This is a genomic window from Rhodococcus sp. UNC363MFTsu5.1 (assembly GCF_000686785.1).
In the GTDB taxonomy this organism is placed as follows: Bacteria; Actinomycetota; Actinomycetes; order Mycobacteriales; family Mycobacteriaceae; genus Rhodococcus_G; species Rhodococcus_G maanshanensis.
In genome coordinates, this window is the sequence record NZ_JMLO01000029.1 from 31,392 (window position 1) to 57,863 (window position 26,472).

General features: G+C 69.3%; 27 protein-coding genes. 15 read left to right on the forward strand and 12 right to left on the reverse strand.

Annotation, left to right across the window (positions count from 1 at the left end):
* Nucleotides 1-53: 53 nt before the first annotated feature.
* From BR31_RS0120450 to BR31_RS0120460, 3 genes are read right to left on the reverse strand one after another with little or no spacing between them, the layout of a single operon-like run.
* On the reverse strand, nucleotides 54-938 hold the full coding sequence (locus BR31_RS0120450; RefSeq protein WP_027502600.1) for a MaoC/PaaZ C-terminal domain-containing protein: 885 nt from the start codon (nucleotides 936-938) through the stop codon (nucleotides 54-56).
* Nucleotides 939-945: 7 nt separating this feature from the next.
* Nucleotides 946-1,377 (reverse strand): type II toxin-antitoxin system Rv0910 family toxin, encoded by a 432-nt coding sequence (locus tag BR31_RS0120455; RefSeq protein ID WP_027502601.1) that lies wholly within the window; start codon nucleotides 1,375-1,377, stop codon nucleotides 946-948.
* 49 nt (nucleotides 1,378-1,426) lie between these two features.
* Nucleotides 1,427-2,617, reverse strand: coding sequence for a lipid-transfer protein (locus tag BR31_RS0120460; protein WP_027502602.1), 1,191 nt, complete (start codon nucleotides 2,615-2,617; stop codon nucleotides 1,427-1,429).
* A gap of 105 nt (nucleotides 2,618-2,722) precedes the next feature.
* On the opposite strand from BR31_RS0120460, the gene BR31_RS0120465 reads away from it, so the two are divergent.
* The 7 genes from BR31_RS0120465 (at nucleotide 2,723) to BR31_RS0120495 (ending at nucleotide 7,031) form a co-directional block, all read left to right on the forward strand.
* Nucleotides 2,723-3,418 (forward strand): TetR/AcrR family transcriptional regulator, encoded by a 696-nt coding sequence (locus tag BR31_RS0120465; protein WP_051637615.1) that lies wholly within the window; start codon nucleotides 2,723-2,725, stop codon nucleotides 3,416-3,418.
* Nucleotides 3,419-3,525: 107 nt separating this feature from the next.
* Nucleotides 3,526-4,203, forward strand: a complete 678-nt coding sequence (locus BR31_RS0120470) for an energy-coupling factor ABC transporter permease (protein WP_027502604.1) — start codon at nucleotides 3,526-3,528, stop codon at nucleotides 4,201-4,203.
* Nucleotides 4,200-4,541 carry a PDGLE domain-containing protein gene (locus BR31_RS0120475; RefSeq protein WP_027502605.1) on the forward strand — a complete coding sequence of 114 codons (342 nt, stop codon included), beginning with the start codon at nucleotides 4,200-4,202 and terminating at the stop codon, nucleotides 4,539-4,541. Before BR31_RS0120470 ends, BR31_RS0120475 begins: the two co-directional genes overlap by 4 nt.
* Before the next feature lie 2 nt (nucleotides 4,542-4,543).
* The gene (gene cbiQ, locus BR31_RS0120480) at nucleotides 4,544-5,311 is read left to right on the forward strand and encodes a cobalt ECF transporter T component CbiQ (RefSeq protein ID WP_027502606.1); all 768 of its coding nucleotides are present in this window, start codon (nucleotides 4,544-4,546) and stop codon (nucleotides 5,309-5,311) included.
* The gene (locus BR31_RS0120485; protein WP_027502607.1) at nucleotides 5,308-6,063 is read left to right on the forward strand and encodes an energy-coupling factor ABC transporter ATP-binding protein; all 756 of its coding nucleotides are present in this window, start codon (nucleotides 5,308-5,310) and stop codon (nucleotides 6,061-6,063) included. The genes cbiQ and BR31_RS0120485 overlap by 4 nt, the downstream gene beginning before the upstream one ends.
* Before the next feature lie 120 nt (nucleotides 6,064-6,183).
* Nucleotides 6,184-6,660, forward strand: coding sequence for a MarR family winged helix-turn-helix transcriptional regulator (locus tag BR31_RS0120490; RefSeq protein ID WP_027502608.1), 477 nt, complete (start codon nucleotides 6,184-6,186; stop codon nucleotides 6,658-6,660).
* Nucleotides 6,657-7,031 carry a DUF5313 family protein gene (locus tag BR31_RS0120495; protein WP_027502609.1) on the forward strand — a complete coding sequence of 125 codons (375 nt, stop codon included), beginning with the start codon at nucleotides 6,657-6,659 and terminating at the stop codon, nucleotides 7,029-7,031. Before BR31_RS0120490 ends, BR31_RS0120495 begins: the two co-directional genes overlap by 4 nt.
* Nucleotides 7,032-7,043: 12 nt before the next feature.
* On the opposite strand, the gene BR31_RS0120500 is transcribed toward BR31_RS0120495, so the two are convergent.
* The gene (locus tag BR31_RS0120500; RefSeq protein ID WP_027502610.1) at nucleotides 7,044-7,352 is read right to left on the reverse strand and encodes a rhodanese-like domain-containing protein; all 309 of its coding nucleotides are present in this window, start codon (nucleotides 7,350-7,352) and stop codon (nucleotides 7,044-7,046) included.
* 74 nt (nucleotides 7,353-7,426) lie between these two features.
* The gene (locus BR31_RS0120505) at nucleotides 7,427-8,164 is read right to left on the reverse strand and encodes a lysophospholipid acyltransferase family protein (protein ID WP_027502611.1); all 738 of its coding nucleotides are present in this window, start codon (nucleotides 8,162-8,164) and stop codon (nucleotides 7,427-7,429) included.
* A gap of 146 nt (nucleotides 8,165-8,310) precedes the next feature.
* Here BR31_RS0120505 and BR31_RS0120510 point away from each other — a divergent pair, with 146 nt between their 5' ends.
* Complete coding sequence (locus BR31_RS0120510) at nucleotides 8,311-8,748, forward strand: 6,7-dimethyl-8-ribityllumazine synthase (protein WP_027502612.1); 438 nt, start codon at nucleotides 8,311-8,313, stop codon at nucleotides 8,746-8,748.
* Here the strand turns inward: BR31_RS0120510 and BR31_RS0120515 are convergent.
* From BR31_RS0120515 to BR31_RS29530, 4 genes are all read right to left on the reverse strand, one after another.
* Entirely contained in the window at nucleotides 8,741-9,709 is a 969-nt protein-coding gene (locus BR31_RS0120515; protein WP_027502613.1) for an alpha/beta fold hydrolase, read from the reverse strand. The genes BR31_RS0120510 and BR31_RS0120515 overlap by 8 nt on opposite strands.
* A gap of 94 nt (nucleotides 9,710-9,803) precedes the next feature.
* Nucleotides 9,804-11,249 (reverse strand): lipase family protein, encoded by a 1,446-nt coding sequence (locus tag BR31_RS0120520; RefSeq protein ID WP_027502614.1) that lies wholly within the window; start codon nucleotides 11,247-11,249, stop codon nucleotides 9,804-9,806.
* Between the two features lie 156 nt (nucleotides 11,250-11,405).
* On the reverse strand, nucleotides 11,406-12,050 hold the full coding sequence (locus BR31_RS0120525) for a TetR/AcrR family transcriptional regulator (protein ID WP_037177534.1): 645 nt from the start codon (nucleotides 12,048-12,050) through the stop codon (nucleotides 11,406-11,408).
* A 43-nt stretch (nucleotides 12,051-12,093) separates the two neighbouring features.
* Complete coding sequence (locus tag BR31_RS29530) at nucleotides 12,094-14,286, reverse strand: phosphocholine-specific phospholipase C (RefSeq protein ID WP_231496638.1); 2,193 nt, start codon at nucleotides 14,284-14,286, stop codon at nucleotides 12,094-12,096.
* Nucleotides 14,287-14,678: 392 nt separating this feature from the next.
* Between BR31_RS29530 and BR31_RS0120535 the strand changes: the two genes are divergently transcribed.
* From BR31_RS0120535 to BR31_RS0120550, 4 genes are read left to right on the forward strand one after another with little or no spacing between them, the layout of a single operon-like run.
* Complete coding sequence (locus tag BR31_RS0120535; RefSeq protein WP_027502616.1) at nucleotides 14,679-16,181, forward strand: aldehyde dehydrogenase family protein; 1,503 nt, start codon at nucleotides 14,679-14,681, stop codon at nucleotides 16,179-16,181.
* Nucleotides 16,182-16,205: 24 nt separating this feature from the next.
* On the forward strand, nucleotides 16,206-17,753 hold the full coding sequence (locus tag BR31_RS0120540) for an APC family permease (RefSeq protein WP_027502617.1): 1,548 nt from the start codon (nucleotides 16,206-16,208) through the stop codon (nucleotides 17,751-17,753).
* A complete protein-coding gene (locus BR31_RS0120545) occupies nucleotides 17,750-19,312 on the forward strand; it encodes a GMC family oxidoreductase (protein WP_027502618.1) in 1,563 nt (520 codons plus the stop codon). Before BR31_RS0120540 ends, BR31_RS0120545 begins: the two co-directional genes overlap by 4 nt.
* A 4-nt stretch (nucleotides 19,313-19,316) precedes the next feature.
* Nucleotides 19,317-21,176, forward strand: a complete 1,860-nt coding sequence (locus BR31_RS0120550) for a putative nucleotidyltransferase substrate binding domain-containing protein (RefSeq protein ID WP_027502619.1) — start codon at nucleotides 19,317-19,319, stop codon at nucleotides 21,174-21,176.
* A gap of 9 nt (nucleotides 21,177-21,185) precedes the next feature.
* Here BR31_RS0120550 and BR31_RS0120555 read toward each other — a convergent pair whose 3' ends face one another.
* On the reverse strand, nucleotides 21,186-22,025 hold the full coding sequence (locus BR31_RS0120555) for an alpha/beta hydrolase (RefSeq protein WP_027502620.1): 840 nt from the start codon (nucleotides 22,023-22,025) through the stop codon (nucleotides 21,186-21,188).
* A gap of 71 nt (nucleotides 22,026-22,096) precedes the next feature.
* Between BR31_RS0120555 and BR31_RS0120560 the strand changes: the two genes are divergently transcribed.
* Nucleotides 22,097-23,035, forward strand: coding sequence for a DUF5996 family protein (locus BR31_RS0120560; protein WP_027502621.1), 939 nt, complete (start codon nucleotides 22,097-22,099; stop codon nucleotides 23,033-23,035).
* Between the two features lie 18 nt (nucleotides 23,036-23,053).
* Here BR31_RS0120560 and BR31_RS29535 read toward each other — a convergent pair whose 3' ends face one another.
* Together BR31_RS29535 and BR31_RS0120570 are read right to left on the reverse strand one after the other, a co-directional pair.
* Nucleotides 23,054-24,385, reverse strand: coding sequence for a YhgE/Pip domain-containing protein (locus BR31_RS29535; protein WP_156042561.1), 1,332 nt, complete (start codon nucleotides 24,383-24,385; stop codon nucleotides 23,054-23,056).
* Nucleotides 24,386-24,463: 78 nt separating this feature from the next.
* The gene (locus BR31_RS0120570; protein WP_231496639.1) at nucleotides 24,464-25,183 is read right to left on the reverse strand and encodes an SIMPL domain-containing protein; all 720 of its coding nucleotides are present in this window, start codon (nucleotides 25,181-25,183) and stop codon (nucleotides 24,464-24,466) included.
* 160 nt (nucleotides 25,184-25,343) lie between these two features.
* On the opposite strand from BR31_RS0120570, the gene BR31_RS0120575 reads away from it, so the two are divergent.
* Both BR31_RS0120575 and BR31_RS0120580 read left to right on the forward strand, forming a co-directional pair.
* Entirely contained in the window at nucleotides 25,344-26,081 is a 738-nt protein-coding gene (locus tag BR31_RS0120575) for an alpha/beta fold hydrolase (RefSeq protein WP_027502623.1), read from the forward strand.
* Nucleotides 26,057-26,446, forward strand: coding sequence for a Zn-ribbon domain-containing OB-fold protein (locus BR31_RS0120580; protein ID WP_027502624.1), 390 nt, complete (start codon nucleotides 26,057-26,059; stop codon nucleotides 26,444-26,446). The genes BR31_RS0120575 and BR31_RS0120580 overlap by 25 nt, the downstream gene beginning before the upstream one ends.
* Nucleotides 26,447-26,472: the final 26 nt, after the last annotated feature.

Genomic DNA, 26,472 nt, shown 5'->3' on the forward strand with positions numbered 1-26,472 from the left:
CCAGTTCCCATCAGTTGTTCACTCCCAAGGTCGATGAAAGTTTCTGTGCCGACTCAGTTGTCGGAGATGACGGCGAGTCCGTCCTTGATCACCAGGTCGTCGCCGACGGTGGTCTCGTAGGCGTACGCCCGTGAGTCCTTACGGCCCGCAGGAGGACCAGAAGGGCTCACAGCCCAGAAGCGGGTGACGATGTCCTGCTCGGGCAGCACCGGCTTGGCGAACCGGACCGCGAGCCGCTCGAGCCGCTCGGTCCTGCCGTCGGCCAGCTCGGTCAGCGCGCCCCACGAGGTGAAGGCCATCGTGCACAGGCCGTGGTTGATGATCCCGGGCAGACCCGACATCTTGGCGATCTCGTCGTCCAGGTGGATCGGCATCGGATCACCCGAGGCGGGCGAGTAGCGGAACGTCTGGTCCCTGTCGATGTGCTGGAGTACCAGGGCCGCCGGGGTCTGATCGCGCAGCGACTCGTCGAACCGGTGGCCGGGTGCCTTGTCCCCGAGGCCGGGACCCGCATCGACCTTCCGGAAGAACGCGGTCATCCACTGCTCGTTCACCAATTCTCCTGCTTCCGTGCGGGTCTCGACGTACACGACCACGGTCGAGCCGTTCTCCCTGCCCTCGAACCCGATCGGCTTGGCACGCACCGCCAGGGTGTCGCCGGGGTAGATCGGGCGGTGGAAGTGGAAGTCCTGCTCGCCGTGCACCAGCTTCATCAGCAGCTCCACCGGTGCCACCGACAGCGCCGCCGGGGCCATCGAGAAGAAGGCGGGCACCACCGCGAACACCGGTGGGGCGATCTCACCGGACAGGTGCCGCTCGATCGGGTCGTTGGTGGCCGCCGCGTACTCGGCGATCCGCTCGGCGGTGACCTCGAAGCGCTCCTCGTCCGTCCAGACACCGAGTCCCGAGGTATCGAAATCAACGGTAGGCGTGGTCATGTCGCGCCTAGCCGACCAGCTCGGCGAACTTCGCGAGCGATGCCTCGAGGTCCGCGGCGGCATTCTTCGCGACGGCCTTGCCGATGGGCCCGACGATCATGGCGCCCTTGAAGCTGGCGTCGATGGTCGCCTTGGAGCCCGCACCCTCCGGCTCGACCTTGAGCGTGAACTCGACGGTGACGCCCGCCATGCCGGTGCCCGCGATCTTGACCAGGTTCGGTGCGTCGACCTCGGTGACGGTCCACTCGATCTTGTTGGCCATGCCCATCACCGAGACGACCTCGGTGAAGGTGGCGCCGAGCGCGACCTCGGTGGGCAGCTCGCTCTTCCAGCCCTGGTGGATGGTCAGCCACTCCTCCCAGCGGGACAGGTCGGAGAGCGCCTCCCAGGTCTTCTCGGGCGCGGCGGGCAGGTCGGCGGAGACGGAAACGGAAGCCATGGTGAAACTCCTTGGGTACGAGGGATGTTGAACCGGGCGGGAAGGACGGTCAGCGCTCGGCCGGCCGGTAGGCGGTCACGACCACCGCGCCGCCGAGACCGATGTTGTGCTGCAGCGCGACCGTCGCACCGTCGACCTGGCGGGCGTCGGCGGTGCCGCGCAGCTGCCAGGTGAGCTCGCTGCACTGGGCGAGCCCGGTCGCGCCAAGGGGATGCCCCTTGGAGATCAGGCCGCCGGACGGGTTGACCACCCACTGGCCGCCGTAGGTCGTCGCGCCGGCATCGACGAGCTTGCCGCCGTCGCCCTCCGGACACAGACCGAGCGCCTCGTAGGTGAGCAGCTCGTTGGTCGAGAAGCAGTCGTGCAGCTCGATGACGTCGACGTCGGTGGCGTCGATGCCGGCCTGTTCGTACACCTTTCGGGCGGCGGCGCGGGTCATGTCGGCGCCGACGAGGCTGATCGCGCTCCTGTCGGCGAAGGTGGACTCCATGTCGGTGACCATCGCCTGACCGACGATCTCGACGGCCTGGCCCGCGAGACCATGCTCGTCCACGAACGCCTCACTGGCCACGATCACCGCGCCGGATCCGTCCGAGGTCGGCGAGCACTGCAGCTTGGTCAGCGGGCCGTAGATCCGCTTCGAGGCGAGGATCTCCTCGAGCGTGTATTCGTCCTGGAACTGGGCGTACGGGTTGTTCATCGAGTGCTTGTGGTTCTTGACGCCGATCTTGGCGAAGTGCTCCTCGGTGGTGCCGTAGCGCTCCATGTGTTCCTTGCCCGCGGCGCCGAACATGTACGGCGCGGGCGGCATCGCGAACTCCTGCAGCTCGGCGAGCGCGAGCAGGTGCCGCATCATCGGCTGCTCGCGGTCGTCGTAGGTGGTGCCGAGCGAGCCGGCCTGCATCTTCTCGAAGCCGAGCGCGAGGGCGCAGTCGGCCTGCCCGCTCGTGACCGCCTGGGTCGCCAGGTACAGCGCGGTCGAACCCGTCGAGCAGTTGTTGTTGACGTTGACGATCGGGATGCCGGTCAGGCCCAGCTCGTACACCGCGCGCTGGCCGGAGGTGGACTCGCCGTAGACGTAGCCGACGTAGGCCTGCTCCACCTGGCGGTAGTCGATGCCCGCGTCCTCGAGCGCCTTGGTTCCGGCCTCGCGCGCCATGTCGGGGTAGTCCCACTCGCGGGCCCCCGGCTTCTCGAACTTCGTCATGCCGACCCCGACGACGAAAACCCTGTTGCCCATCTGAACTCCTGAGTGAGAGTGACAAATCTGTCTGCGACACGCCGTCTCACTAAAGTAAGTGAGACACGATGTCCCGTCAATCACTCGATGGGTATCGTGGGGCCGATGCCAGAACGAGTCGACGCCGTGACGCGCCAGGGACCGGACGGTCGCGCCACCCGGTGGGACGACCACAAGGCGGATCGCCGCGACCGGATCCTCGAGGCCGCCATGGACGCCATCAACGAGGGCGGCTCCGACATCGGGGTGAAGCAGATCGCCGAGCGAGCCGGGGTCCCGCGCTCGGTGGTGTACCGGATCTTCAAGGACCGCGGCGACCTCGACGAACAGCTCCGGGCGCGGATCATCGAGCGACTCATGCAGTACGTGGCGCCCGCCCTGCTGCCCGAGGGCACGGTCGGCGAGACCATCGCGCACGCCGTCGAGACCTATCTCCGCTGGATCGTCGACTTCCCGCGGCTGCACCAGTTCCTCGGCACCGGCTCCCCCAGCCACCGGACCACCGGCTCCAGGGTGGTCACCGGCACCAAGACCGCCATCGCGCTGCAGCTCACCGCGCTGCTCGAGGCGATCCTGACCAAGCTCGGCAAGGGAACCGAGCTGTCCGAGACGCTGGCCTTCGGGCTGATCGGGCTGGTCGATGTCAGCGTCAACCGGTGGCTGAGCAACCCACAACACGCGTTGACCGCGGAGCAACTCGCCAGCTTCCTCGAGGTGTCCATCTGGCAGGTGCTCGACGGCAACCTCCGCCGGCTCGGCATTCAGATCGAGCCGTCCACCCCGGTGGCCGATCTGCAGTGAGCGGGCCGCCGGCGGGCCCTTGTTACATTCATTTGAACAACTGAGCAATTGTCGATAGGTCTGGTTATGCTCCGCTCGTGAACAGCCCGAACGACGCCCTCCTGGCGATGCACATGAGCGACGGCCTGGTGGACGCACCGACCTCGCTGCTGTTCGGAGTCGTCGCGATCGCGGGAGTCGCCCTGGCCGCATGGAAGGCCCGCACCGAGCTCGACGAGCGGACCGCTCCGATGGCGGGACTGGTCGCCGCGTTCATCTTCGCGGTGCAGATGGTGAACTTCCCGATCCTGCCCGGCGCCAGCGGCCACCTGCTCGGCGGCGCCCTCGCCGCGATACTTGTCGGCCCCTACACCGGCGCGCTGTGCGTCGCGATCGTGCTCGTGGTGCAGGCGCTGCTCTTCGCGGACGGCGGCCTCACCGCGCTCGGCACCAACATCACCAACATGGCACTGATCGGCGTCGGGGTCGGCTACGCGGTGGCCGTCGCGCTGCGGCCCATGCTCCGCGGGTTCGGCGATGCAGGCCTGGCCGCGCTGGCTTGCGTTGCCGCGCTGGCGAACACACTGGCGGCCGCGTCCGGGTTCCTGCTCGAGTACGCGCTCGGCGGCGCCGGACAGACCTCGCTCGGCACGGTCGTCTGGTACATGCTCGGCACCCACACCCTGATCGGCATCGGCGAGGGGCTGATCACCGCGCTCACCGTGGCCGCCGTCGCCAGGGCCCGGCCCGACCTGGTGTACCTGCTGCGCACCGCGCCCCGACGGACCACGGAGGTACCGATATGACCACCCGAAGGTCTTGGTTCCTTGTCGGTTTCGCCGTCGTCGCCCTGCTCGTCGCCGGCGCGGTCAGCTATCTCGCCAGCGCCAGCCCCGACGGGCTGGACTCGACAACGCTGCGAGGGTGCACGGTCGTCGAGACCGCGGCAGGCGAGGAGCTGACCGGCGACTGCATCGCACAGAACGCGGGCGAGCACCACCTCGCCGACGCCCCGCTCGCGGACTATGCCGTCGCGGGCAACGACAGCCTGTCCGGGATCGCCGGGATCCTCGGTGCGACCGCGACATTCGCGGTCGCCGGTGGACTGTTCTGGCTGATCGCGCGCTCGAACCGCAGGATCTGACGGTGGGCGCCGGTCACGCGCACCCGCTCTACCGCGAGGACGACTCCCCGGTACACCGATTACCGGTCGAGGTGAAGATCGTCGCAGCGGCGGTCGGGGTATTGGCAGTGGTCGCGACACCGCGCGAACAGATGTGGGCCTTCGGCCTGTATTCCGTTGTCCTGCTGGCGGTGTGGCAGATCGCCCGGATCCCCCTGCGCTGGATCGCGCCGCGGATGCTGATCGAGGCGCCGTTCGTCGTACTCGCGGTGTTGCTGCCGTTCGGCGAGGGCGACGAACGCGTGCGATGGGCCGGCCTGTCGCTGTCGGTCGCGGGCCTGTACGCAGCCTGGGGGATCCTCATCAAGGGCACCCTCGGGGTGCTCACCTCGCTGACGTTGGCGGCCACCACCAGGACCGCGGAACTGCCGCTTGGGCTGACCCGGCTGCGGGCGCCCGCCCTCGTCACCACCGTCGTCGTCCTTATGCTGCGGTACATGGATCTGCTTGCCGCGGAGGCGAACCGGATGCGCGTTGCGCGGATTTCCCGCGGCGACGACCCACGCACCCTGCGCCAGATCGGCGCCACCGCACGCGGGGTGGGTGGGCTGTTCCTACGGACCTACGAGCGCGGCGAGCGGGTGCACCTGGCAATGGCGTCGCGCGGGTTCACCGGCGCGATGCCCGATCTCGGCGCTCCAGCGGCAACCGCGCGCGGCTGGCTGCTCGGCCTCACCCCCTCCCTCGGCGCGGTCACCGTCTGCCTGACTGCGCTGGCGGTGGCCGGATGAGCGCGGGAGCCGCGCCGACCGCCGCGGTGCGCGTGCACGACCTGGGCTTCACCTACCCCGACGGCCGGGTCGCACTGCGCGGCATCGACCTGGAAGTCGGTGTCGGCGAGCGGATCGCGCTGCTCGGCCCCAACGGCGCAGGCAAGACCACCCTCATGCTGCAGCTGAACGGGGTGCTCTCCCCCACCGCGGGCCGCGTCGAGATCGGCGACACTCGGGTCGAGCGGGGCACCCTGCGCGAGGCCAGGCGCCGGGTCGGGATCGTCTTCCAGGACCCGGACGATCAACTGTTCATGCCCACCGTCGCGCAGGACGTCGCGTTCGGTCCGGCGAACTTCGGCATCACCGGCGACGAGCTGCGCGCGCGGGTGACCGACGCGCTGGCGGCGGTCGGCATGAGCGAACACGCCGAGCGGTCACCGTCGCACCTGTCCGGCGGGCAGCGGCGGCGGGTCGCGTTGGCCACGGTGCTGGCGTGCCGGCCGGACGTGCTGGTTCTCGACGAGCCGTCCGCGAACCTCGACCCGGTGGCCCGCCGGGAGCTGGCCGAGGTGCTGCTCGAGTTGGACACCACCCTGGTGCTGGTCACCCACGACCTGCCCTACGCCGCACAGCTGTGCGACCGCGCGGTGATCATCGACGACGGCCGGCTGGTCGCGGACGGCCCGGTCCTCGAGCTGCTCGCGGACGCGGAGCTGCTGGGCCGCCACCGGCTGGAGCTGCCGTGGGGCTTCGAGGTCCCGCGCGGCTGAGGCCCGCCCCCCGGATTGCCGAGTGTGCACCTGCCGGGGCATCGCCCGAGAGGGCGTGCCGGCAGGTGCACACTCGGCGAAGTTAGTTAGTGCACGATCTATTCGTGTACGCTCTACTGCATGTCCACCGTCGAACAGTCACCGGCAACCGGGGTCGACCCGCTCGCCCTCGACCGCCAGGTCTGCTTCGCGCTGGCCGTCGCCAATCGCGCGGTGCTCTCGGTGTACCGCCCGCTGCTCGAACCGATGGGCCTGACCCACCCGCAGTACCTGGTGATGCTCGCACTCTGGGGCGAGGCGCCGATGTCGGTGAAGGCGATCGGCAGCGCCCTACAGCTCGATTCGCCGACCCTCTCACCGCTGCTCAAGCGGCTCGAGTCGTCGGGCCTGATCACCAGGTCCCGCAGCAGCGAGGACGAGCGGCAGCTGGTCGTCGACCTGACCGAGGCCGGACGGGCCCTGCGCGCCAAGGCAGAACTGATTCCGCCCGCGGTGGTGGCACGCCTAGGCGTCGGCCTACCCGAGCTCGAGGAGCTTCACGACGTTCTCACCCGGATCAACCGGGCCGCACTCACGGCAGGAGCACTGGATCAATGAGCGCCACCCGACCGAACCCGCTGCAGTGGATCGCCTACGCCTGCGGCGCCAAGCTGCCCGAGTCCATGAACGACTGGGTGCTCAACGACATCACGGGCGACCACTACGTCGTCCGGCACCTCGTCCGCGCGATGGTGCCGTTCCTCCCGCTGTTCGCGATCTTCATGCTCTTCCCCGGTCCGCTGTGGCTGCGGGGGTCGATGGTCCTGCTCGGCATCCTGCTGGCGCTGTTCTACTCGGTCGTCTACATCCACCAGAACCGTGCGCGCCGACTGCAGAAGAACGGCCTGCCCATGGACCTGGACAACCCGCGACGCAAGGCCGCCCGCGAGGCCGAGGAGGACGCCTACCGCCGCCTGTGGGCCCGGTAGGCGTCCGGCGGGTCAGGCGCCCGACTCCACCGATCGACCGGAGCCGATCCACGCATCCGTGCCACCCGCGACGTTCACCGCGTTGATGCCGGCGGCCCCCAACAGGGAGGCGCCGTGCGCGCTGCGGCCGCCCATCGCACAGATCACGTAGACGGTCGGCGCGGCGGGCACCTCGTCGATGCGGGCCACCAGCTCGCCGAGCGGGATCAGCCGGACCCCCGGCACGTGCCCTCGGGCGTACTCGTCGGCTTCGCGCACGTCGATCACCGGCGCGCCTGCGGCAAGGGCGACTTCGAGCGCCGCCAGATCCACTTCCTGCATGAGGTTCCTCTCCTCGTCGAATGGGCCGATCATACCCAAGGGGGTATAGCGCCCCGGGGACGTGGAGCCGGGACTCAGTACCGCGCGACCGCCCCGTCCACCGCGCGCTGCAGCCCCGCCGCCACCAGTCGCGCGATATCGGCCGGCTTCTCCGGGATCTCGGCGACCGGATTGTCGAGATAGACGCTCGCCCGCGTCACCTTCCCCGGCACCGGACCGTAGCTGATGCCCATGTAGACCAGCACCGGCCGGACCCCGAGCGTCACCGCCCGGCTCATGATGTGCCCGATCCCGCTGCCGATCTTCTGCAGCCGGGTCGGATCCTCCTCGTTGCAGGTGCCCTCCGGGAATATCGCCAGGTCGTCGCCTCGCCGCATCCGCTCGGCGCAGACGTCCATCATCCGCTGGCCGGCCGCGTTCACCGCGCGCATCCCGTGGTTCTTGCCGCGGAAGACGGGGATCCCGCCCATCAGATCCACCCGCTCGCGCCGCTTCGGCTCGAGGAACAGCTCGTCCTTCGCCAGCACCCGGGTCCGGCCGATCGCCGGACGCAGCGCGCTGGCCGACGCCGCGGCCGCCACCGTGTACGGATCGCTGTGGCTCAGGTGGTTGACCGCGAGAACCAGCCGGGCATCGGACCGCACCAGGGCCCGGACCTGCTCCTTCGCCCCGTCCGCGTACGTCACCCTCGGCCGGAACTTCAGCGCGAGCAGCCCGTAGGCGGCCTTCGCGGCCAGGCGGTTCTGCTGGTGTCGCAGGTAGAAGTCGTAGACCTCGTCGCAGTTGTCCAGGGCAACCTCGGGCTTGTCCATGTCCACACTGTACGGAGATAACGCGAACCTCGCCCGGTACCGTGATTCCCTTGCATCACAAGAGAATTCAGTCCTTACCCGATGAAATTCGAACTGAACGCATGTCCGGATGGCCACGCAGGGGTGCGCCGAACTAGCATCATGGAATGAGCATCGCCTTCGTTCAGTCCACGTGGCACCGACCCATCGTCGACCGAGCACGAGACGCCTTCGTCGCGCAGTGGCGGACACTAGGCCACACCTCCGGCGAGATCGAGTTCTTCGAGACCCCCGGCGCCTTCGAGATCCCGCTGCATGCGCTGCGGCTCGCCCGCACCGGCCGGTTCCAGGCCATCGTCGCCGCAGGACTGGTCGTCGACGGCGGCATCTACCGGCACGAGTTCGTGGCGTCCGCGGTGATCGACGGGCTGATGCGGGTCCAGCTCGACACCGATGTCCCGGTCTTCTCCGCCGTGCTCACCCCGCACCACTTCCATGAGCACGAGGATCACGCCGCGTTCTTCTCCAGCCACTTCGACAAGAAGGGCGCGGAGGTCGCGCAGGCCTGCTCGCTCACCCTCGCCTCGCTGGACGCGATCACGTAGTCAGTCCGCCGAGGAACTCGAGCATCGCCGAGTTCACCTCGGCGGGCTTTTCCATCTGCACGAAGTGCCCGGCGTCCGGGATCACGTGGGTGGAGACCAGTCCCGGCACCAGCCGGCCCATGGTCGCGAACGGGTCGCTGCCCATCATCTCGAGCACGGGATCCTTGGCACCGGCGATGAAGGTCACCGGCACCTCGACCGGCTTCGCGTGCAGCGACTCGTTCTGCACCCAGACGGCATCCTCGGCCCGGTACCAGTTGAGGCCACCGGTGAACCCGGTCCGCTCGAATTCCGTGACGTAGTAGTCGAATTCACCCTCATCGAGCCAATTCCACGGCAGGGCGGGCGGCTCGGGGAGCACATCGAGGTAGCCGTTGCCCTCGGAGGGGAATTCCCAGCAGTCGAGGTACCGGTTCGCGCCGCTGAGCGCGTGGAAGATCTTGGCCAGGAAGGCCCGGGTGTTCTCACCGAGCTCCCGATCCGCGACGCCCGGCTCCTGGAAGTAGTGCACGTGCGCAAAGTGCTTGGATGCCAGGTACTCGAACCCGACACTCGGCTGCACCGGCAGTCGCGGCGCACGTGGGACGCTCAGTTGCATCAGCGCGGACACCCGATCGGGCGCCCAGGCCGGCAGGTCCCACGTCAGGTGGGCGCCGAAGTCGTGGCCTGCGAACACCGCCCGCTCGATGCCGAGCGCGTCGAGCAGGCCGACCAGGTCACCGACCGTGTGCGGTCGGTCGTACTCGGACACCTGCGCTGGCGCGCTGGTCCGCCCGTACCCGCGCATGTCAGGGGCGATGACGCGGTAGCCCGCGGCGGAGAGTGCCGCGAGCTGGTGACGCCAGCTGAACCAGAGCCCGGGGAATCCGTGGCAGAGCACCACCGGCTCGCCCTCGCCCTGCTCGGCGAAATGCAGGTCGATCCCGTTGACCGCGACGGTCCGGTGCGTCGGCTGCCCCATTCTCGTTCCTCCCCGGCGGGCGACGGGCAGCGCGCCGCTGCGTCGGGCCGTCGCCGTTCTCGGCAGTTCGCACCCTACTAGCGGGCCGAACTCCTCAGGCCCCGATCGGCTTTCCGAACAGGCCTGCGACCTCCTCGCCGACCACCTGCACCCACACCGGCCATGTCTTCGAATCCAGCGCGATCGATCCGACATCGGTGGTGCTGCACCCCTTCTGCGCAGGCACACCGGCGAACCGGTCGCGCATCCACAGGATGACGCTCGGGACGGCGGCCACCTCCAGGCTCAGGTGCTCGCTGAAATGATCGCGCGTGTAGGTCACGCTCGCCGACGGGTCCTGGCAGTAGGTCCCGACCAGCTTGTTCACCGGGCCGACCGGAACGAGCCAATCCGGGTTCGACTGATAGATGTACACCGGCATGTCGGGCACCGACGTCCCCATCGCCGTCCGCGCGAGGGCCTTCTTCGCGACCGGATTCTGCAGCGGATCGCCGCCGTCGAAGAATCCCTTCAAGTTGAGGAACGGCGCCAGCGACGAGTTCCACGCCACGCAGAGGTTGTCCTTGGCCGCGAAGAGCGCGCGACCGACCGGGTTGATGCGCTCGTCGACGAACGCCGCGAGCTCGGGATCCTCGCGGCTGACACCGATCACGCCCGAGGCCACGATGCCTGCACCGAGCGCGTTGTTCGCGTTCTCGACCAGCGCGCCGAGGTCAGCGGCGACGCCACCGGCGGCGGCGCCAACGATGTCGAGTTCAGGCGCATAGGACTTGCGGAGCTCGGCCGCGTGTCCGGTCGGGATCGACCCGCCGGAGTAGCCGACCATCCCCACCTTCGTCGACCGGCCGTTCAGCTGCATCGGCGCGAAGTTCTCCGCGGCCCGGATGCCGTCGAGGGTGATCCGCCCCGCCACGGGACCGGCGGCGAAGGACGAGTTGGGTCCCTGATGGTCCGGGACCACCACTGCCCAGCCCTGCGCCAGCGCGGCCTGCACCTCCAGGAACTGCGCGCCCGAGGTGACGGCACCGGTGAGCATCCACGGCACCGACGCTTGCTGCATGACATACGACGGAGCGCAGTAGCGCCCGAGCGAGTCCTCGGCCATCTGGAACGACAGCAGCGGGCGCGGCGCCCCGTCCCTGGTTCCGCCGCGGGGCTTGATCACCGTGGCCACCGCGGGGATCGCCTCGTCCCGACCGTTGTTCGACCGGTACGAGACCTGCCAGGCATCGACGTTCAGCGGAATCACACTGAAGTTCGCCAGATGGACCTGGCGTGCGGCGATGATCTCGCCGGGCGCCTTCGACGCCACCACCTCGGCGGGCGGGCTGTAGAACTCCGCGTCGAACTCGGGGATCTTCGGCGGTACAGGAAAGGGCAGCGGCGGCTGCACGGACACCTGTGAGGTGACCCCTGGTGCATCTGCGGCCGTGGGCGCACCGAACGCCGGACCGGAGAACGCGACCTGCCCCATCGTCGCCACCGCGGCCACCACGCACACCCTGCGCAGCCCTCGCCCGAACATCCTGCCCCCTGCCATGACCACGCCCTCCCCGTGCCGGTGTCCGCGATGGTGGTCCGCGCCCCGGCCCGGGTCTCGCAAGCAAACCACCGAAAGTTAGATACCTGTGTCTAACTTTGTTCGCACGACTGTAGAGCGCTGTGTGCCAGATGACAATGGTCGGAGTGAGATGACCTAGGTCTCGGAGGCGTCGCGTGCCAGCGCGCTCAGCAACGTCGTCATCACCTCGACGAGGCCGGTGACGGGAGGCCGCGGATCGGTGGTGCTCCACTGGTGCACCAGCGCCGTGAGCGCGCCGATGAAGGCCGTCGCGGCCAACGGGTACCCGCCAGGCGGTTCGAAACCCTCGCCCATGACGCCCCTCAGCGTCGACTCGAAGAATCCGGCCCAGACCACCCGCTGGTCGAGTCGATGCTGCTCGACGCGGGGGCTGACGCCGACGATGTCGACGTACGAGATCTGCGCCCGCCGCGGGTCGGCTCCGATCGACTCGACGAAGGCCTCCATCGCGGCCGCGACGAGATCGCGCAGCTCCGACGAGGCGACCTCGGCGAGCGCCGCGACCATCGCCTCCCTGGCATCGGACTGGATCTGATCGTAGAGCGCGAGTAGGAGATCCTCGCGGCTGGCGAACTCGGCGTAGAACTGGCTACGGGCGAGCCCCGCGGCGGCGCAGACATCGGCGACCGAGCTTCGCGCGTAACCCTTTTCGGTGAACACGGCGAGTGCCGCAGCGATGAACTGGGATCGGCGTTCTGCCCTGCGGGCCGTCACCGACCTCCCGCCGTACTGTCGCTCCACCTCACTCACCGCTTCCACCCCACCAGACTAGGGCGTTTCGGCGCCCGTCCCGATTCCCGAACTACGCGGAACCGGTGCCGAGCATCGACGACGCCCCCGCGAGCGGGTCGGACCCCGCCTCCGGCGCCGCGGGCGGCGGCGGGGGCGTCCAGGTCAGGTCCCCGGTTGCGGCCACGACGACCGCACCCTGGCTGACGCTCGCCTTGCCGTTCTCGATGTGTCCGAGCCAGCCCCTGCGGAAGGAGCTGTCCTCGACGACGGTCAGTTCCGCCTCGTACCAGCCCTCACTCGACGGCACCGACCAGGACGACTCGGCGCCGGCCGCGACCACGCCGCCGCGATCGCCCCCACCCGTCGACAACCGCACGGTCACCGCCGAGGAGCCGGGGTTGCGCACGGTCACACGCAGGCCGCGGGCACCGGAATCGACGCTGGTGCGCACCGCCAGTGCCGCGGCGGCACCCGCCAGGCTGCCCCCGAATTCGCGCCGGAAACCGTTGGGGCCGAGCACGATCAGCGAGTACCTGTCGCCCGGCACGGCGACGGTCGCGGAGGCCGACTCGGCGACGTCGAAGTGCCGCGGAAGCGCGAACTCCTGCGCGTAGGGGTACAGCGCGAAGTGCACGCTCTCCGCGCCCTTGTTGGCGAAGTCGACGGTCAGCGTCCGCGCACCCGGATCCAGGACGGCGTTCGCGTCGGGCTGGTACGGCAACGCCCTTGCCGGCCGGGCGCCCGGCTCCTGGACCGGCATCCGCTGGGTCGGCGGCGGCGCGGGCGTCCACCGGGGGTCGAGCGGCGGGGTGGCCGGGGGCCGGGTGAGCGTGGGTCGCGCCCGCGGTGTCCCGAAGTCGAAGGCCGAGGTCAGATCGCCACTGACGGTCCGACGCCAGGCGCTGATCTCGGGCTGCGTGAACCCGAAGCGCTTCTCGAGGAACTGGGTGATCGACGTGTGATCGAACACCTGCGAGCACACGAACCCGCCGACGGTCCACGGGGAGACGATGGTCATAGGGACCCGCGGCCCGAGCCCGAGCGGCAGGTCGCCGACGTACTCGTCGCCCACCTCCCGCGGCGGGATCGGCGGCGGCACGTGGTCGAAATAGCCATCGTTCTCGTCGAAGTTGACGAACACCGCAGTCTTCGACCAGGTTTCGGGATCGGAGGCGATCGCGTCGAGCACCTGGTAGAGCAGCGTCGCGCTGGCGGCGGGTGAGGATCCCGAGGGATGCTCCGAATCGATGGTGTTCGGCACCAGGTACGAGACCTGCGGCAGCGTCCCCGCCTCGACGTCCGCGCGGAAGGCCGATGCCAGGGTGCCGGGCCGCCCACGACGCAGGCCCCGGTCGAACAGCCGCCGGTCCGCGGGCGAGAGCCGACTCACCGCATCGTCGAGGACGCGGAGCAGTGCGTCCTGGGCGGGCGGCGGCATCTTCTCCAGCGCGAGGTAGAACCCCGGCAGGGTCGCGAGCTGATAGGGGACGAGTCCGGGGTGACCGAAGAGCTGGGCGACCACCTTCTTGAAGCCGGCGAAATAATCGAAGTTGTTGTCGGAGAAGTTGTCCCACTCCTGATACGTCTTCCATGAGACCCCGGCGGCCTCCAGCCGTTCCGGCACCGTGCTCCAGTGGTACCCCTCGTGCCAGGGGTCGTAGGCCGCATTGGTCACCGCGCGCGACCCATCGGCCTCGAACCCGGTGTAACCGCTGACCCAGTAGTTGCGGTTGGGGCTGGTCGAGGTCGGCACCGAGCAGTGATACGCGTCGCAGATCGTGAACGCATCCGCCAGCTCGTAGTGGAACGGGATGTCCTGGCGGTCGTAGTGCGCCATCGTCACAGAGGTCTTGGCGGGAATCCACCCGTCGTGCCAGCCGCCCGCCAGCGACTCGTGGCCGCCCTCCCACGAGTGATCGAGGCCGGTGATGTTCTGGGTGTCCATCCGCTGCGCCTCCGCGGATGCCCGGATCGGGTACGGCGCCACCACGCCACCGGCAGCGGGCTGTTCGAACACGGTGCGGCCGGTCCTCAGCGTCAACGCATTGGGGTCGCCGAACCCCCGGACGCCGCGGAGTGCGCCGAAGTAGTGGTCGAAGGAACGGTTCTCCTGCATCAGGAGCACCACGTGTTCGACGGAGTCGAGCCCACCGGGCGGGACGGGGGTGGCGAGGGCGGCCTGCAGCGACGGTGGGAGCAGCGAGCCCGCGGCCGCGGCACCGAATGCCCCCGCGCCGAGGGTGAGGAAACGTCGCCGGGGCATGTCGCGAGTCAAGGAACACCTTCCGTACTTCGAGGTTCGGACAACAGCGCCGGGTAGCACCCGGATCGGCCGCGATCGCGCCCCAATCCGCCTATCCGACACGGACACTGCCTCGACGCCCGAGGCCTGGCGGATCGGTCCGATCCTGCGCATCCGCGGGCGTGCGATGACCGGGCGACCGGCCACCCGTAGCGTGCCACCCATCTGGACACTTGTCCATGACTTTGCCCAAATGAGGGTCCGAAAGAAATCCCGTGAACTCGGCCAACACCGTGTCCACCGGCCTACGGTAGAAGGGCGTGCTTGTCCCGGCAGAGCGTCACATCGATGAGTTCCGTGACCGGTTGCTCCGCAACCGGGAGAGGAAGCGAGGCCCGGAGTTGAGCGTGAAGTTGCAGGACGAGTCGATCGGCGACCTGTTCGATACGGGCTTGTTCATCGACGGGAGATGGGTCCGCTCCAGTTCCGGCGACACCCGCGACTGCCTCAATCCGGCCGACGGTTCGGTGGTGGCCACGGTCGACGAGGCCGCCCCAGAAGACGCCACCCGCGCCATCGCGGCGGCGCGCGCGGCCTTCGACGAGGGAACCTGGCCAAGGACGCCCGTCGCGGAGCGCACCGCGTTGCTCGCCACCATCGCCGACCTGCTCGAGCGCGACAAGGAGAAGCTGGCACGGATCGAAACCCTCGACACCGGGAAGACGCTGGCGGAGAGCAGGATCGACATCGACGATGTGGTGTCGGTCTGCCGGTACTACGCGCGACTCGCCGCAATCGAATCGGATCGGTTGGTGGATGTCGGCCGGCCCGATGTGATCAGCCGGGTGGTGCACGAGCCGATCGGAGTCTGCGTCCTGATCGCACCCTGGAACTACCCGCTGCTGCAGATCTCGTGGAAGATCGCGCCCGCGCTGGCCGCCGGCTGCACGATGGTGGTCAAACCGAGCGAGGTCACCCCGCTCAGCACCATCGCCTTCGTCAAACTCATCGAGGAGGCCGGGGTGCCGAGGGGCGTGGTGAACCTGGTGCAGGGCAGCGGCGCTGTCCTCGGCAGCGCGCTCACCGACACCCCGGACGTCGATTTCATCTCGTTCACGGGTGGACTGGTCACGGGACGCGTCATCCTCGAGACAGCCGCCAAGCACGTCACCAAGGTCGCGGTGGAGCTCGGTGGGAAGAACCCGCACATCGTCTTCGCCGACGCCGAGGGTGACGACTCCGTCGACCAGGTGCTCACCGGGGTCTTCCTGCACTCGGGACAAGTCTGCTCCGCGGGTACCCGCCTCATCATCGAGGACTCGATTGCCGACCGCTTCGTAACTGCTCTCGCCGCGCGCGCCGAGAAGATCCGGATGGGCGACGGCCTCGATCCCGCCAGCCGAACCGGGCCGCTGGTGTCGATGGCGCATCGCGAGAAGATCGAGCGCTATGTGGCCCTCGGTATCTCCGAAGGCGCCGAGCTGGTGACCGGCGGATCTCGCCCTCCGAACCCGGAACTGGAGCGGGGCAGCTTCTACCTGCCCACCATCTTCGACCGCTGCGACCGGAGCATGCGCATCGTGCGGGAGGAGACCTTCGGCCCCATCCTCACCGTCGAGCGGTTCACCACGGAGGAGGAGGCCCTCCGGCTCGGCAACGACACCGAGTACGGACTGGCCGCGGGGGTCCGGACCGCCGACAGCGCCAGGGGCGAACGCATGGTTCGCGGCCTGCGCCACGGCACGGTGTGGCTCAACGACTTCGGCTACTACACCGCCGCCGCCGAATGGGGCGGCTACAAGAGATCGGGAAACGGGCGCGAACTGGGCCCCGCCGGACTGTCCGAGTATCAGGAGATCAAACACATCTGGCACAACACCGCGCCTACTGCGGCGGGTTGGTTCGACAACGACTGACCGAACCTGGGAGGGCCTACGGCCATGACCACTCAGCGCGACATCGCAGCTGGAGACAGCGGTCTCGGCGACTTCGGATACAAGGAGTCCCTGGACCGAAGCCTCGGCAAATTCGCCAGCTTCGCCGCAGGGGTCAGCTACATCTCCATCCTCACCGGGACATTCCAGCTGTTCTATTTCGGGTTCGGAACGGCGGGACCCGCTTATCTCTGGTCGTGGCCGATGGTCTTCATCGGTCAGCTGGCCGTCGCGCTGTGCTTCATGGAACTGGCGGCCAAGTACCCGGTGGCTGGCTCCGTGTACAACTGGGCGAAGCTCCTCGGCAGCCGGATCGTGGGATGGTCGTCCGGCTGGCTGATGCTCACCGCCTCGATCGTGACGCTCTCGGCCGTGGTCCTCGCGTTGCAGCTCAACCTGCCGAGGATATGGAGCGGCTTCCAGATCGTCGGCGACGGCACCGGTGAGTACGACTTCGCCACGAACGCGGTCCTCCTCGGCACCGTCATGATCGCGTTCACCACCTTCGTCAACGCCTACGGAGTCAGGTTGATGGCGATGATCAACAGTGCGGGCGTCTTCATCGAGCTGATCGCCGCCGTCCTCATCGCGGTGATCCTGGCGGCGAACATCACCCGGGGCCCGGAGGTCTTCTTCTCGACCCATGGGTACGGCGCGGGCGAGAGCGGGGGATATCTCGGGGCCTTCCTCGTCGCCTCCCTGGCGTCCGGCTACGTGATGTACGGCTTCGACACCGCCAGTTCCCTCGGCGAGGAGACCGTCGAACCGCGCCGGACCGCGCCCAAGGCGATCTTTCGCGCGATCCTGGCATCCTTCGTCATCGGTGGAGCGATCCTGGTGTTCGCCGTCATGGCGGCACCCGATCTCGAGGATCCGCTGCTCGGCAGCCCCGAGGGCAGCCTCCAGTACATCGTCGAGCAGGTGATGTGGGGACCGCTGGGAACGATCTTCCTCATCTGCATCGTGATCGCGATAACCGTGTGCTCGCTCGCCGTGCACGCCGCAGCGATCCGCCTGACCTTCGCCATGGCCCGCGACAACGCGCTGCCGTTCGGGGAGAAGCTGGCTCGCGTGCACCCCAAGCACCAGACGCCCGTGGTCCCCGCGATCGCGATCGGGGTGCTCGCGGCCCTGATCCTCGTGGTGAACATCGGCCAGCCGCAGATCTTCACCGTGCTGACCTCGATCGCCATCATCATGATCTACCTCGCCTACCTGATGGTCACCGGACCGCTGCTGAAGAAGCGGCTGAAGGGTGAATGGCCGCCGCCGGATCTGCGGGAGGGCGGCTACTTCACCATGGGCAGGTGGGGCCTGCCGGTGAACATCCTCGCGGTGGGCTGGGGCGTGGGAATGGCGCTGAACCTCGCGTGGCCGCGCCCCGAGGTGTACGGGACACCCTGGTACAACACCTGGGGCGCCTTCGTCTACATCGGCGCAATCCTGTGCCTCGGCCTGCTCTGGTACGCCCTGAAGGGGCGGCATCACCTCGGCACCTTGGCCTCACACGCGGCCACCTCGCGCACCGCGGCACAGGAGGGCGAACCATCGTGACGGACACGGTCTTCGACTATGTGATCGCGGGTGGAGGCACCGCGGGATGCGTGCTCGCCGCCAGGCTCAGCGAGGATCCATCCGTCACGGTCTGCCTCGTCGAGGCCGGCCCGTCGGATGTGGGTGACCGCAACATCCTCGAGCTCTCGCAGTGGATGCACCTCCTCGACTCCGGGTACGACTGGGACTACCCGGTCGAGCCGCAAGAGAAGGGCAACAGCTTCATGCGCCACGCCAGGGCCCGAGTCCTCGGCGGGTGCTCGTCACACAATTCGTGCATCGCGTTCTGGCCACCGGCGGAGTGCCTCGACGAGTGGGAGGCGATGGGCGCCACCGGATGGGGCGCCAGGGACACATTGCCCTACGTGGCGCGGGTGGAGAACAACGATGCCCCCGGCGAGCAGCACGGCCACAGCGGACCGGTGCGCCTACGCGACGTCCCACCGAATGATCCATGCGGCGTCGCGGTGCTGGCGTCGGCCGCCGAGGCCGGGCTGCCCACCGTCCAATTCAACAGAGGCGCAACGGTACTCAACGGGGCCGGCTGGTTCCAGATCAATGCCGCCGAGAACGGCGATCGCATGTCGAGCTCGCACGCCTACCTCCACCCCGTCCTGGGCACGCGGAATAATCTCGAGGTCAGGACGAACTGCTGGGTCAGCGAACTGCTGATCGACGACACCCTGACGGCCACCGGGGTGCGCTACCAACGTCCGGATCTCACGGGCTACGACACCGCAACCGCCCGCCGCGAGGTGATCGTCACCGCGGGTGCGATCGATACGCCGAAGCTGCTGATGCTCTCGGGAATCGGGCCCTCCGTGCACCTGCGGGAGACCGGGATCGACGTGCGGGTCGACTCGCCCGGGGTGGGCGGAAACCTCGATGACCACGTCGAGGGCCTGGTGTTCTGGGAGGCGTCCAGGCCCATGGTGACGACGTCGTCGCAGTGGTGGGAAATCGGACTCTTCGCCACCACGGCCCCCGGACTGACGCAGCCGGACCTGATGATGCACTACGGCAGTGTGCCCTTCGACATGAACACGCTGCGGTGGGGATATCCCACCACCGACAACGGATTCTGTCTGACGCCGAACGTGACGCAAGGACGATCCCGCGGCACGGTGCGGCTCCGCTCCCGCGACTTCCGGGACCGGCCGAGGGTGGATCCGCGATATTTCACCGATCCCGAGGGCCACGACGAGGCGGTGATGCTGGCGGGTATCCGCTTGGCGCGCACCATCGCCGAGCACGAACCCCTGCGAGGCTGGGTGGCACGGGAACTGGCGCCCGGACCGGCGGCGGTCAGCGATGAGGAACTGCTCGACTACGTGCACAAGACGCACAACACCGTCTACCACCCCGCGGGAACCGCGCGGATGGGGTCGATCGAGGACCCGCTCGCCGTGCTGGATCCGCAACTGCGGGTGAAGGGCGTGCAGCGTCTGCGGGTGGTCGACGCGTCGGCGATGCCGAAACTGCCGTCCGTCAACCCGAACATCACGGTCATGACCATGGCGGAGAAGTGCGCGGATCTCATTCGCAAACCCCCAAGGTGACGGCGTGGACCTCGAGCTCGACACCGCGACCTTCCTCTCGAAGCACCCACCGTTCCAGTACCTGACGCCGGGCGAGCTCACCGAGTTGGCAGGCGCGGCGGGCCTGGACGAATACCCAACGGGCGCCGTGATTCTCGACTCCGCGCAGCGGCCGGCCGATGCGATCTGGGTGGTGCGGAGCGGACAGGTCACGCTCCTGCACCCGCCCGACGACGGGATCACCGGTGTCCCCGTGGACACCGTCTACCCGGGTGGCGTGTTCGGCTACTCGGCGCTGCTGACCGGGTCCGACATCGATTTCACCGCGAGGGCGAGCCAACCCACCACGGTGTATCGATTGCCTGGAGAACTCGTGCGGCCACTGTTCGCCCGGCCCGCCGGCCTTGCCTTTCTCGCGGAGGCTGCAGCGAAGGCCACCGGCACGTCCCCCGTACCGGTCGAGCAGATCCCGTCCCGACGCGCCGTTGGCGATCTGGTGCGGTGTGAACCGGTGCTCACCGCGCCGGGGACATCCGTGCGTGACGCCGTCCGGCACATGAGCGAACGCCGCAGCTCGTACATCCTGATCCCGCTGCCGGGCGGCGACCTCGGGATCTTCACCGACCGGGACCTGAGGACCAGGGTGGTGGCGGCCGGGGTGGACCTGACCACCCCGGTGGCGGAGGTGATGAGTGCACCTGCCCAGACCGTCACCGAGGACAGGTCGGCCGCCACCGTGTTGATGGACATGCTCGAGAGCGGCCTCCGGCACATGCCGGTGCTCACGATCCGTGGCGCGGTGATGGGTGTCCTCGAGGAGGCGGACCTGCTCGCCGCGGCCACCCGCAAGAGTTTTGTGCTGCGCCGATCGATCGCGCTTTCCCCGAGCCCCGCTGCGCTGCAGGAAGTCTGCTCCGGGATCCCCGATCTGGTGGTGGACATGTTCCGCGGCGGCACCGAGGCATCGGCGACCAGCGGGATCCTCTCGGTGGTCATCGACAGCGTCGTTCGACGCGCCGTGGAGTTCGCGTTGGCGGAGGACGAGGCCCTGCCGCGGACGGGATTCGCCTGGCTCTCGCTGGGCAGCATCGCGCGCCGCGAGGCGATGCCGTCCTCCGATATCGAGAGCGCGCTGTCCTGGGTGCCGGAGTTGTCTCCCGAGTCGGGACGTCTGACCGGGATGGCGGCGACCGTGCACGCCACCCTCCACGACTGCGGCCTTCCCGCCGACACGAACGGCGCAGTCGCGAGCACACCGAGGTTCGCGCGGTCGGTCACCGGCTGGCGCCGCGCCGCGGCACAGTGGTTGGACGATCCGCTGCAGGACCGCGGGCTCGTCATGTCCTCGCTGCTTCTGGACGGTCGCGTGGTGTGGGGCGACCGGTCGCTGCACACCATCCCGACGGCCTATCGGAACATGCGGACCGACCATCCCGATGCGCTGCGCCTGCAGCTGCGTGATGCGTTGGCCGGACGCGCCCGCACCCGTTCGCTACGGGACGTGCTCTCGCGACGCGCGGGCACCTTCGACCTCAAGACACACGCGCTGGCGCCGATCGTCAACCTCGCCCGGTGGGGTGGCATGACGGTGGGGGCCACCGTCGCCTCGACGCCGGGTCGGTTGCGGGCGGCGGCGGGGAACGGTCTACTCACAGAACGGGATACGACGATCCTCACCGAGGTGTTCACGCTGCTCCAGCGGCTCCGGTTGACCCACCAGGTGGATCAGATCGGCGCGGGTGTCCCGCCTGGTGACGTCGTCACCATGCCGGAGTTGTCTCCGCTGAACCGGAGCCTGCTGGGCGACGGCGTACGCGAGATCGCGGCCGTGCAGCGCCGGGTCGGATACCTGGCATCCGACTCCGGTGTGCCCCTGCGCCGGTGACCTCGGGTGTCACCCCCGTAGGCGCGGCTCCAGCCACTCGACCACGTCGTCGAGCACCTGCTCGCGCTCCGGCTCGTTGAACACCTCGTGGTAGAGGCCGTCGTACTCCGTGTACGTCAGGTCCTGCGAGCCCGCGATGTCGGCGATCATCCGGCTGCCGTTGACGTTCGCCAGCCCGTCCTCGCTGCCGTGCAGCAGCAGCAACGGAACCTGCAGCGTCGGCAGCCGGTTTGGCAGCGACTCGGCGTTGACGATCATCCCGCGGGCGATACCGGCGGGAACCTTGCCGTGGTGCACCAGCGGGTCGGAGTTGTAGGCAGCCACCACCGCCGGATCGCGGGAGACCAGATTCGCGTCCAGCGACTCGACGGGAACGCGGGGCGCGAACCGGCCGAGGACCTTGCCCACCTCGACCACCACCCGGGGCACCCCGGTCGTCACGTCCACAGCCGGGGCGGACAGGATCAGCCCGGCCAGGTCGCCGGGGTGATCGAGCGCGTAGGACAGCGCAATCGCGCCACCCATGCTGTGGCCGAGGAGGTACCGGTCGAGCCCGGGATGCTCGGCGGTCGCGATCCCGAACAGCCGCCGCAGGTCGTCGGTGAAATCCGACCAGTCCTTGAGCTCGACGCGCTTGCCGCCCGAGCGACCGTGACCGCGATGGTCGGGCGCGTACACCACCAGGCCCAACCCCAGCAGGCGCTCGACGACGTGGTCGTAACGGCGGGCGTGCTCGCCGAAGCCGTGCGCGAGCACCAGCACCCCGCTCGGCTCGCCGTCCGGTGTCCAGACGTCGTAGTCGATCCGGGTGCCGTATTTGCCGGTGAACGAGGATTCGGTGTGGGCCACGGATCCGAGTCTAGGTGGCAGACTCGGATGGGCATCGACGATTCCGGGGAGCATTCACCGAGGGAGACACGATGACCGAGACGACGGCGACCGACGCGTGGCCCGCGCTGCGCCTCGACGACTGGACCGACACCCGAGACACGCTGCACATGTGGCTGCAGATCATCGGGAAGATCCGGCTACAGCACGCGCCACTGCTCAACCACTGGTGGCAGGTGACGCTGTACGTCACCGCCAGGGGGCTGACCACCTCGGCCATCCCGTGTGGCTCCCGGATCCTGGAGATCGAGTTCGACTTCTGCGACCACGAGCTGCGCATGCGCACCAGCGACGGCGGCGCCCGCCGGATCTCACTCGAACCGAAGTCGGTGGCCGAGTTCTACGCCCAGACAGTCACGGCGCTCGGGGAACTGGGCGTCGAGGTGCGGATCCAGGCCAGCCCCAACGAGGTCGTCACGGCGATCCCGTTCGCGGAGGACGAGGTCCACGCCTCGTACGACGCCGCGGCCGCCAACCTGTTCTGGCGCCAGCTGGTCCAGGCCGACCGGGTACTGACCCGGTTCCGCTCGCACTTCGTCGGCAAGTGCTCACCCGTGCACTTCTTCTGGGGCGCGATGGATCTGGCCTGCACCCGGTTCTCCGGGCGCGGCGCCCCCGTCCACCCGGGCGGGGCCCCGAACTGCGCGGACTGGGTGATGGTCGAGGGCTATTCGCGCGAGCTGAGCAGCTGCGGGTTCTGGCCGGGCGGCGGCGAGGAAGGGGGCTTCTACTCCTACGCCTATCCGGCGCCGGAGGGTTTCGCCGACCGGCCCGTCGGCCCCGCGCAGGCGCACTACAGCGCCGAGCTCGGCGAGTTCGTGCTGCCCTACGAGGCCGTGCGCACCGCGGCCGACCCGGACGCCGCGCTGATGGAGTTCCTGCAGAACACCTACGAGGCCGCCGCCTCGCTGGGCAACTGGGACCGGTCCGCGCTCGAATCCGACCCCGCCCGCTGGGATCAGCAGACCTGAGCCACGCCCGTCAGCCCGTCAGCCCGTCGGACCCGACGGGCGCCGCCGCAGCGACCACACCAGCGCGCCCGCGAGCGCGGCCGTCGTCGCCGCGAACACGATCGCGAGGTTCCTTGCGGTGAACAGCTCGAACCCGCCGTCGGATCCGCCGGTCTGGACCACCGCGACCGGCGCGCTGAGCACGGTCGAGATCCGATCCTGCTGCGCGGCGTTGCGGGCGGGAATCGCGTTGACCCCCTTCGTCAGCTGCTCCCCGATCTGCGTCGAAACGGACTTGAGCTGGCTGACGCCGGTGAGGATCTGGTCCTTGGTGGTGCCCAGCAGCGCCGGCGCCTGCTCCGCTATGGGCCCGATCCCGGCCTGGAGCTGGTTACCGGCATCGGTGAGCTGCGCGGACACGTCCTGCAGCTGACCGAGCCCGCTGCGCAGCGCCCCGCCCAGGTCCGTGTCGGGCCCGGCGTCGGCGCTCAGCAGCCCGGTGATCGACGTCAGCTGACCGGACACCAGCGCGAGATCGGCTTTGGTCTGCTCCAGCGTCCGCACCATGTCGGGCTGGAGCCCGGTGGCACGCAGGGCCGCGGCCGCGGCGTCGAGACCGCCTTGCAGCTGCTCGGTGGAGCGGGTGACATCCCCGAGGGTGACGCCGAGCTCGGTCAACCGACCGGACACCTCGGTCGCGGGACCAACCGCGCCGTCCACCATCGACGAGACCTGTCCGGCGACGTCGACGAGCTGGTTGGCGCCGTCGTTCGCCGTGGCGAGGAGCGGCAACACCTGGTCGGCCTGACCGAGCAGCTGCTGGACCTGCTTGTCCGCGGCGGTCGTCGCGGCCGTCAGCAGCTGGGACGGCAGGAGCGTCTGCTGCAACTGGGCCCGCGCCGATGCGATCCCGGCCAGGACGTCCTTGATGCCCTGCGCCCCGGTCTGATCCGACACGGTCGCCATCAACGCCGACATCGACTCCGTATCCGCGGGCGAGCCGTCACCGTTGTAGTGCACCGCGAGTTCCGCCTGCCGCGGCGCGTTGGTGGAGAGCGAGTTCACCGAATCGGAGAAATCCGCCGGGATCGTGACGGACGCCAGGTACGCATCGGCCGACCCCTCATCGGCCGATACCGTCGCCCATTCGAAGTCGCCCGATTCCTGCAGCGCCGCGACGACCTGGTCCCCCGCATTCATCGGCTTGCCGTCGACCACCGCACCCGCGTCCTCGTTGACGATCGCGACGGTTCTCGTCGATTCCCCCTCAGGGGCGAGCAGGAAGTAGACCCCGACGAGGGCGGCGAGGAGCGCCGTCACCGCGGCGATCACCCACGGCCCACGTCTCGAACTCGCATGTGCGGCAACCATAGGCCGGAGGGTACGGGCAATCTCTGGCATCAGGGTGGCGCGAATGTGAGAAGACTGTGAGGAAAAGATCGGGCGTGCTCAGCCGATGTCGTAGACGACCGCTACCGACACGGTCAGCTCCTGACTGCCCGGTTCGATCGGCGTCGAGGGGGCCCGGTCGAGCGCGCCGCCGGGGAAGGGGGTCGGGCCGGTGGCGGGCACCTCCGTGATCGAGCGGACCTCGCCGAGACCGACCCCGGCGGCCTCCGCGATCTGCCGCGCCTGTGCCTGCGCCTGCCGCACCGCGTCGGCCCTGGCCTGCGCGCGCAGGTCGCTGTCGTCGGCGATGGAGAAGGACGTCTGCTGGACCCGGACGGCATCGCCTGCCGCGGCCGCGGCGGCGTCGATCAGCCCGCCCGCCGCACTCACGTCGTGCACGGTCGCCGTCACCTGGTTCGTCACCTGATAGCCGGTGATCGCCGCGGAGTTCGGGTCGTACGTCGGCTGCACGGACAGCCCGCTGGTCTGGATGTCCTCCGCCCGCACCCCCTTCTCCTTCAGGGTGTCGATGAGGGCGTTCGCCTTGTCCGCGTTGTCCGCCAGCGCGCCTGCCGCCTCCCGCGCCTGCGTCTGCACCCCGAGCACCACCGTCAGGGTGTCGGGCGTCCCGCTGACCTTCCCGGTGGCCTGCGTGCTGATCCCGGGAGGAGCGCCGGTCCCCGCCTGGGCGTCGGACCCGTCTGCACAGCCCGCGGAGAGCAGGCCGACGGCGGACATCACCAGGGCCGACGCGACGATGAGGTTTCGGTTGGCGGCCACGCGCTCCACTATGGCCGATCACCACCGGGCGCCGTCGGGTTTCGCGTCGCCCCGCCACCCCGGAAGAAAACAGGTAGGTACCCGGGTGGTTCCACCGTCGTCACGCGGGCAGCACGAGGGAACAGTGTGATCAACCACTGCCGAGCATGTCGAGGTTCCGATGACGCACCATCAGCACCCGTCCGCGAACATCCTCCATCCCGATCCGCACCCCACGCTGACCTCGCTGGAGTCACAGCTCGACGGGCGTGCCATCACCTACGGCGTCGCGGGCGAGGGTCCGCCGCTGGTGTTCCTGCACGGATGGGGCTCGAGCCATCGCACGTATCGGCGGTCGCTGGTGCGGCTCGCCCGCAACGGCGCGCGGGTGCTCGCGCCCTCGCTCCCCGGGTTCGGCGGGACGGCCGAGCTGCCGCGCGGTGAGCGGCATCCCGCCGGCTACGCGCGGTGGCTGGGGCGGTTCATCGACTCCGTCGGCGCCACGGAGCCGGTCACCCTCGTCGGACACTCCTTCGGCGGCGGCGTCGCCATCCAGGCCGCCCACGACCTCCCCGACCACGTGGCCCGGCTCGTTCTGGTCAACTCGATCGGCGGGGCCGTCGGAAACGGGCACCCGATCCGGGCGGAACTGCCGCACGAATGGCGCGCCACGACCGGCGGCGGCGACCAGACCCGCCAGCTCGACCGCCTGGCGGACCGCGGCCTCCCGGTGACGCTGCTCTGGGCCCGCGGCGATCAGGTGATCCCGCGAGCAGGCCTCGAGTCGCTGCGTACGGCGCTTCGTCGTCCGCCGGTGTTCACGGTCGCCGGCTCCCACGAATGGCCGGTCGGCGACCCACACGGCTTCGGGCACGCCATGCGGACCGTGCTCGCATGGCCGCAGAGGGTCGCGGCATGACCGCGCCCGCGCACCCGGCGCCGCTGATGATCAATCGCTGCATGCGCTGCGCCACCCTGCTCGCGCCGCTGACGGCGTCCTGCCCCTCCTGCCGGGGCTCCGAACTCCGCGCGGTGCCGTCCTCCGGCGCCGGGTCGATCGTGTCGTGGAAGGTGGCCGACCGTCGGCCGGGCGAGCCGTGCGGCGGCTCCGCGCCCGCGGCCGTCGGGATCGTCGAGCTCGACGACGGCCCGCGGATCTACACGTGGATCGACGGCGAGGTCCCGGCGGGCACCGACCGGGACGTCCGCGTCGAGTTCCGGCCCACCGCCGAGGACGGCCGGTTCCCGGTGTTCGCCGTCTCACCGGCCCGACGGCCCTCCTGACCGGCTCCCGCGGGGGGAATACCTCC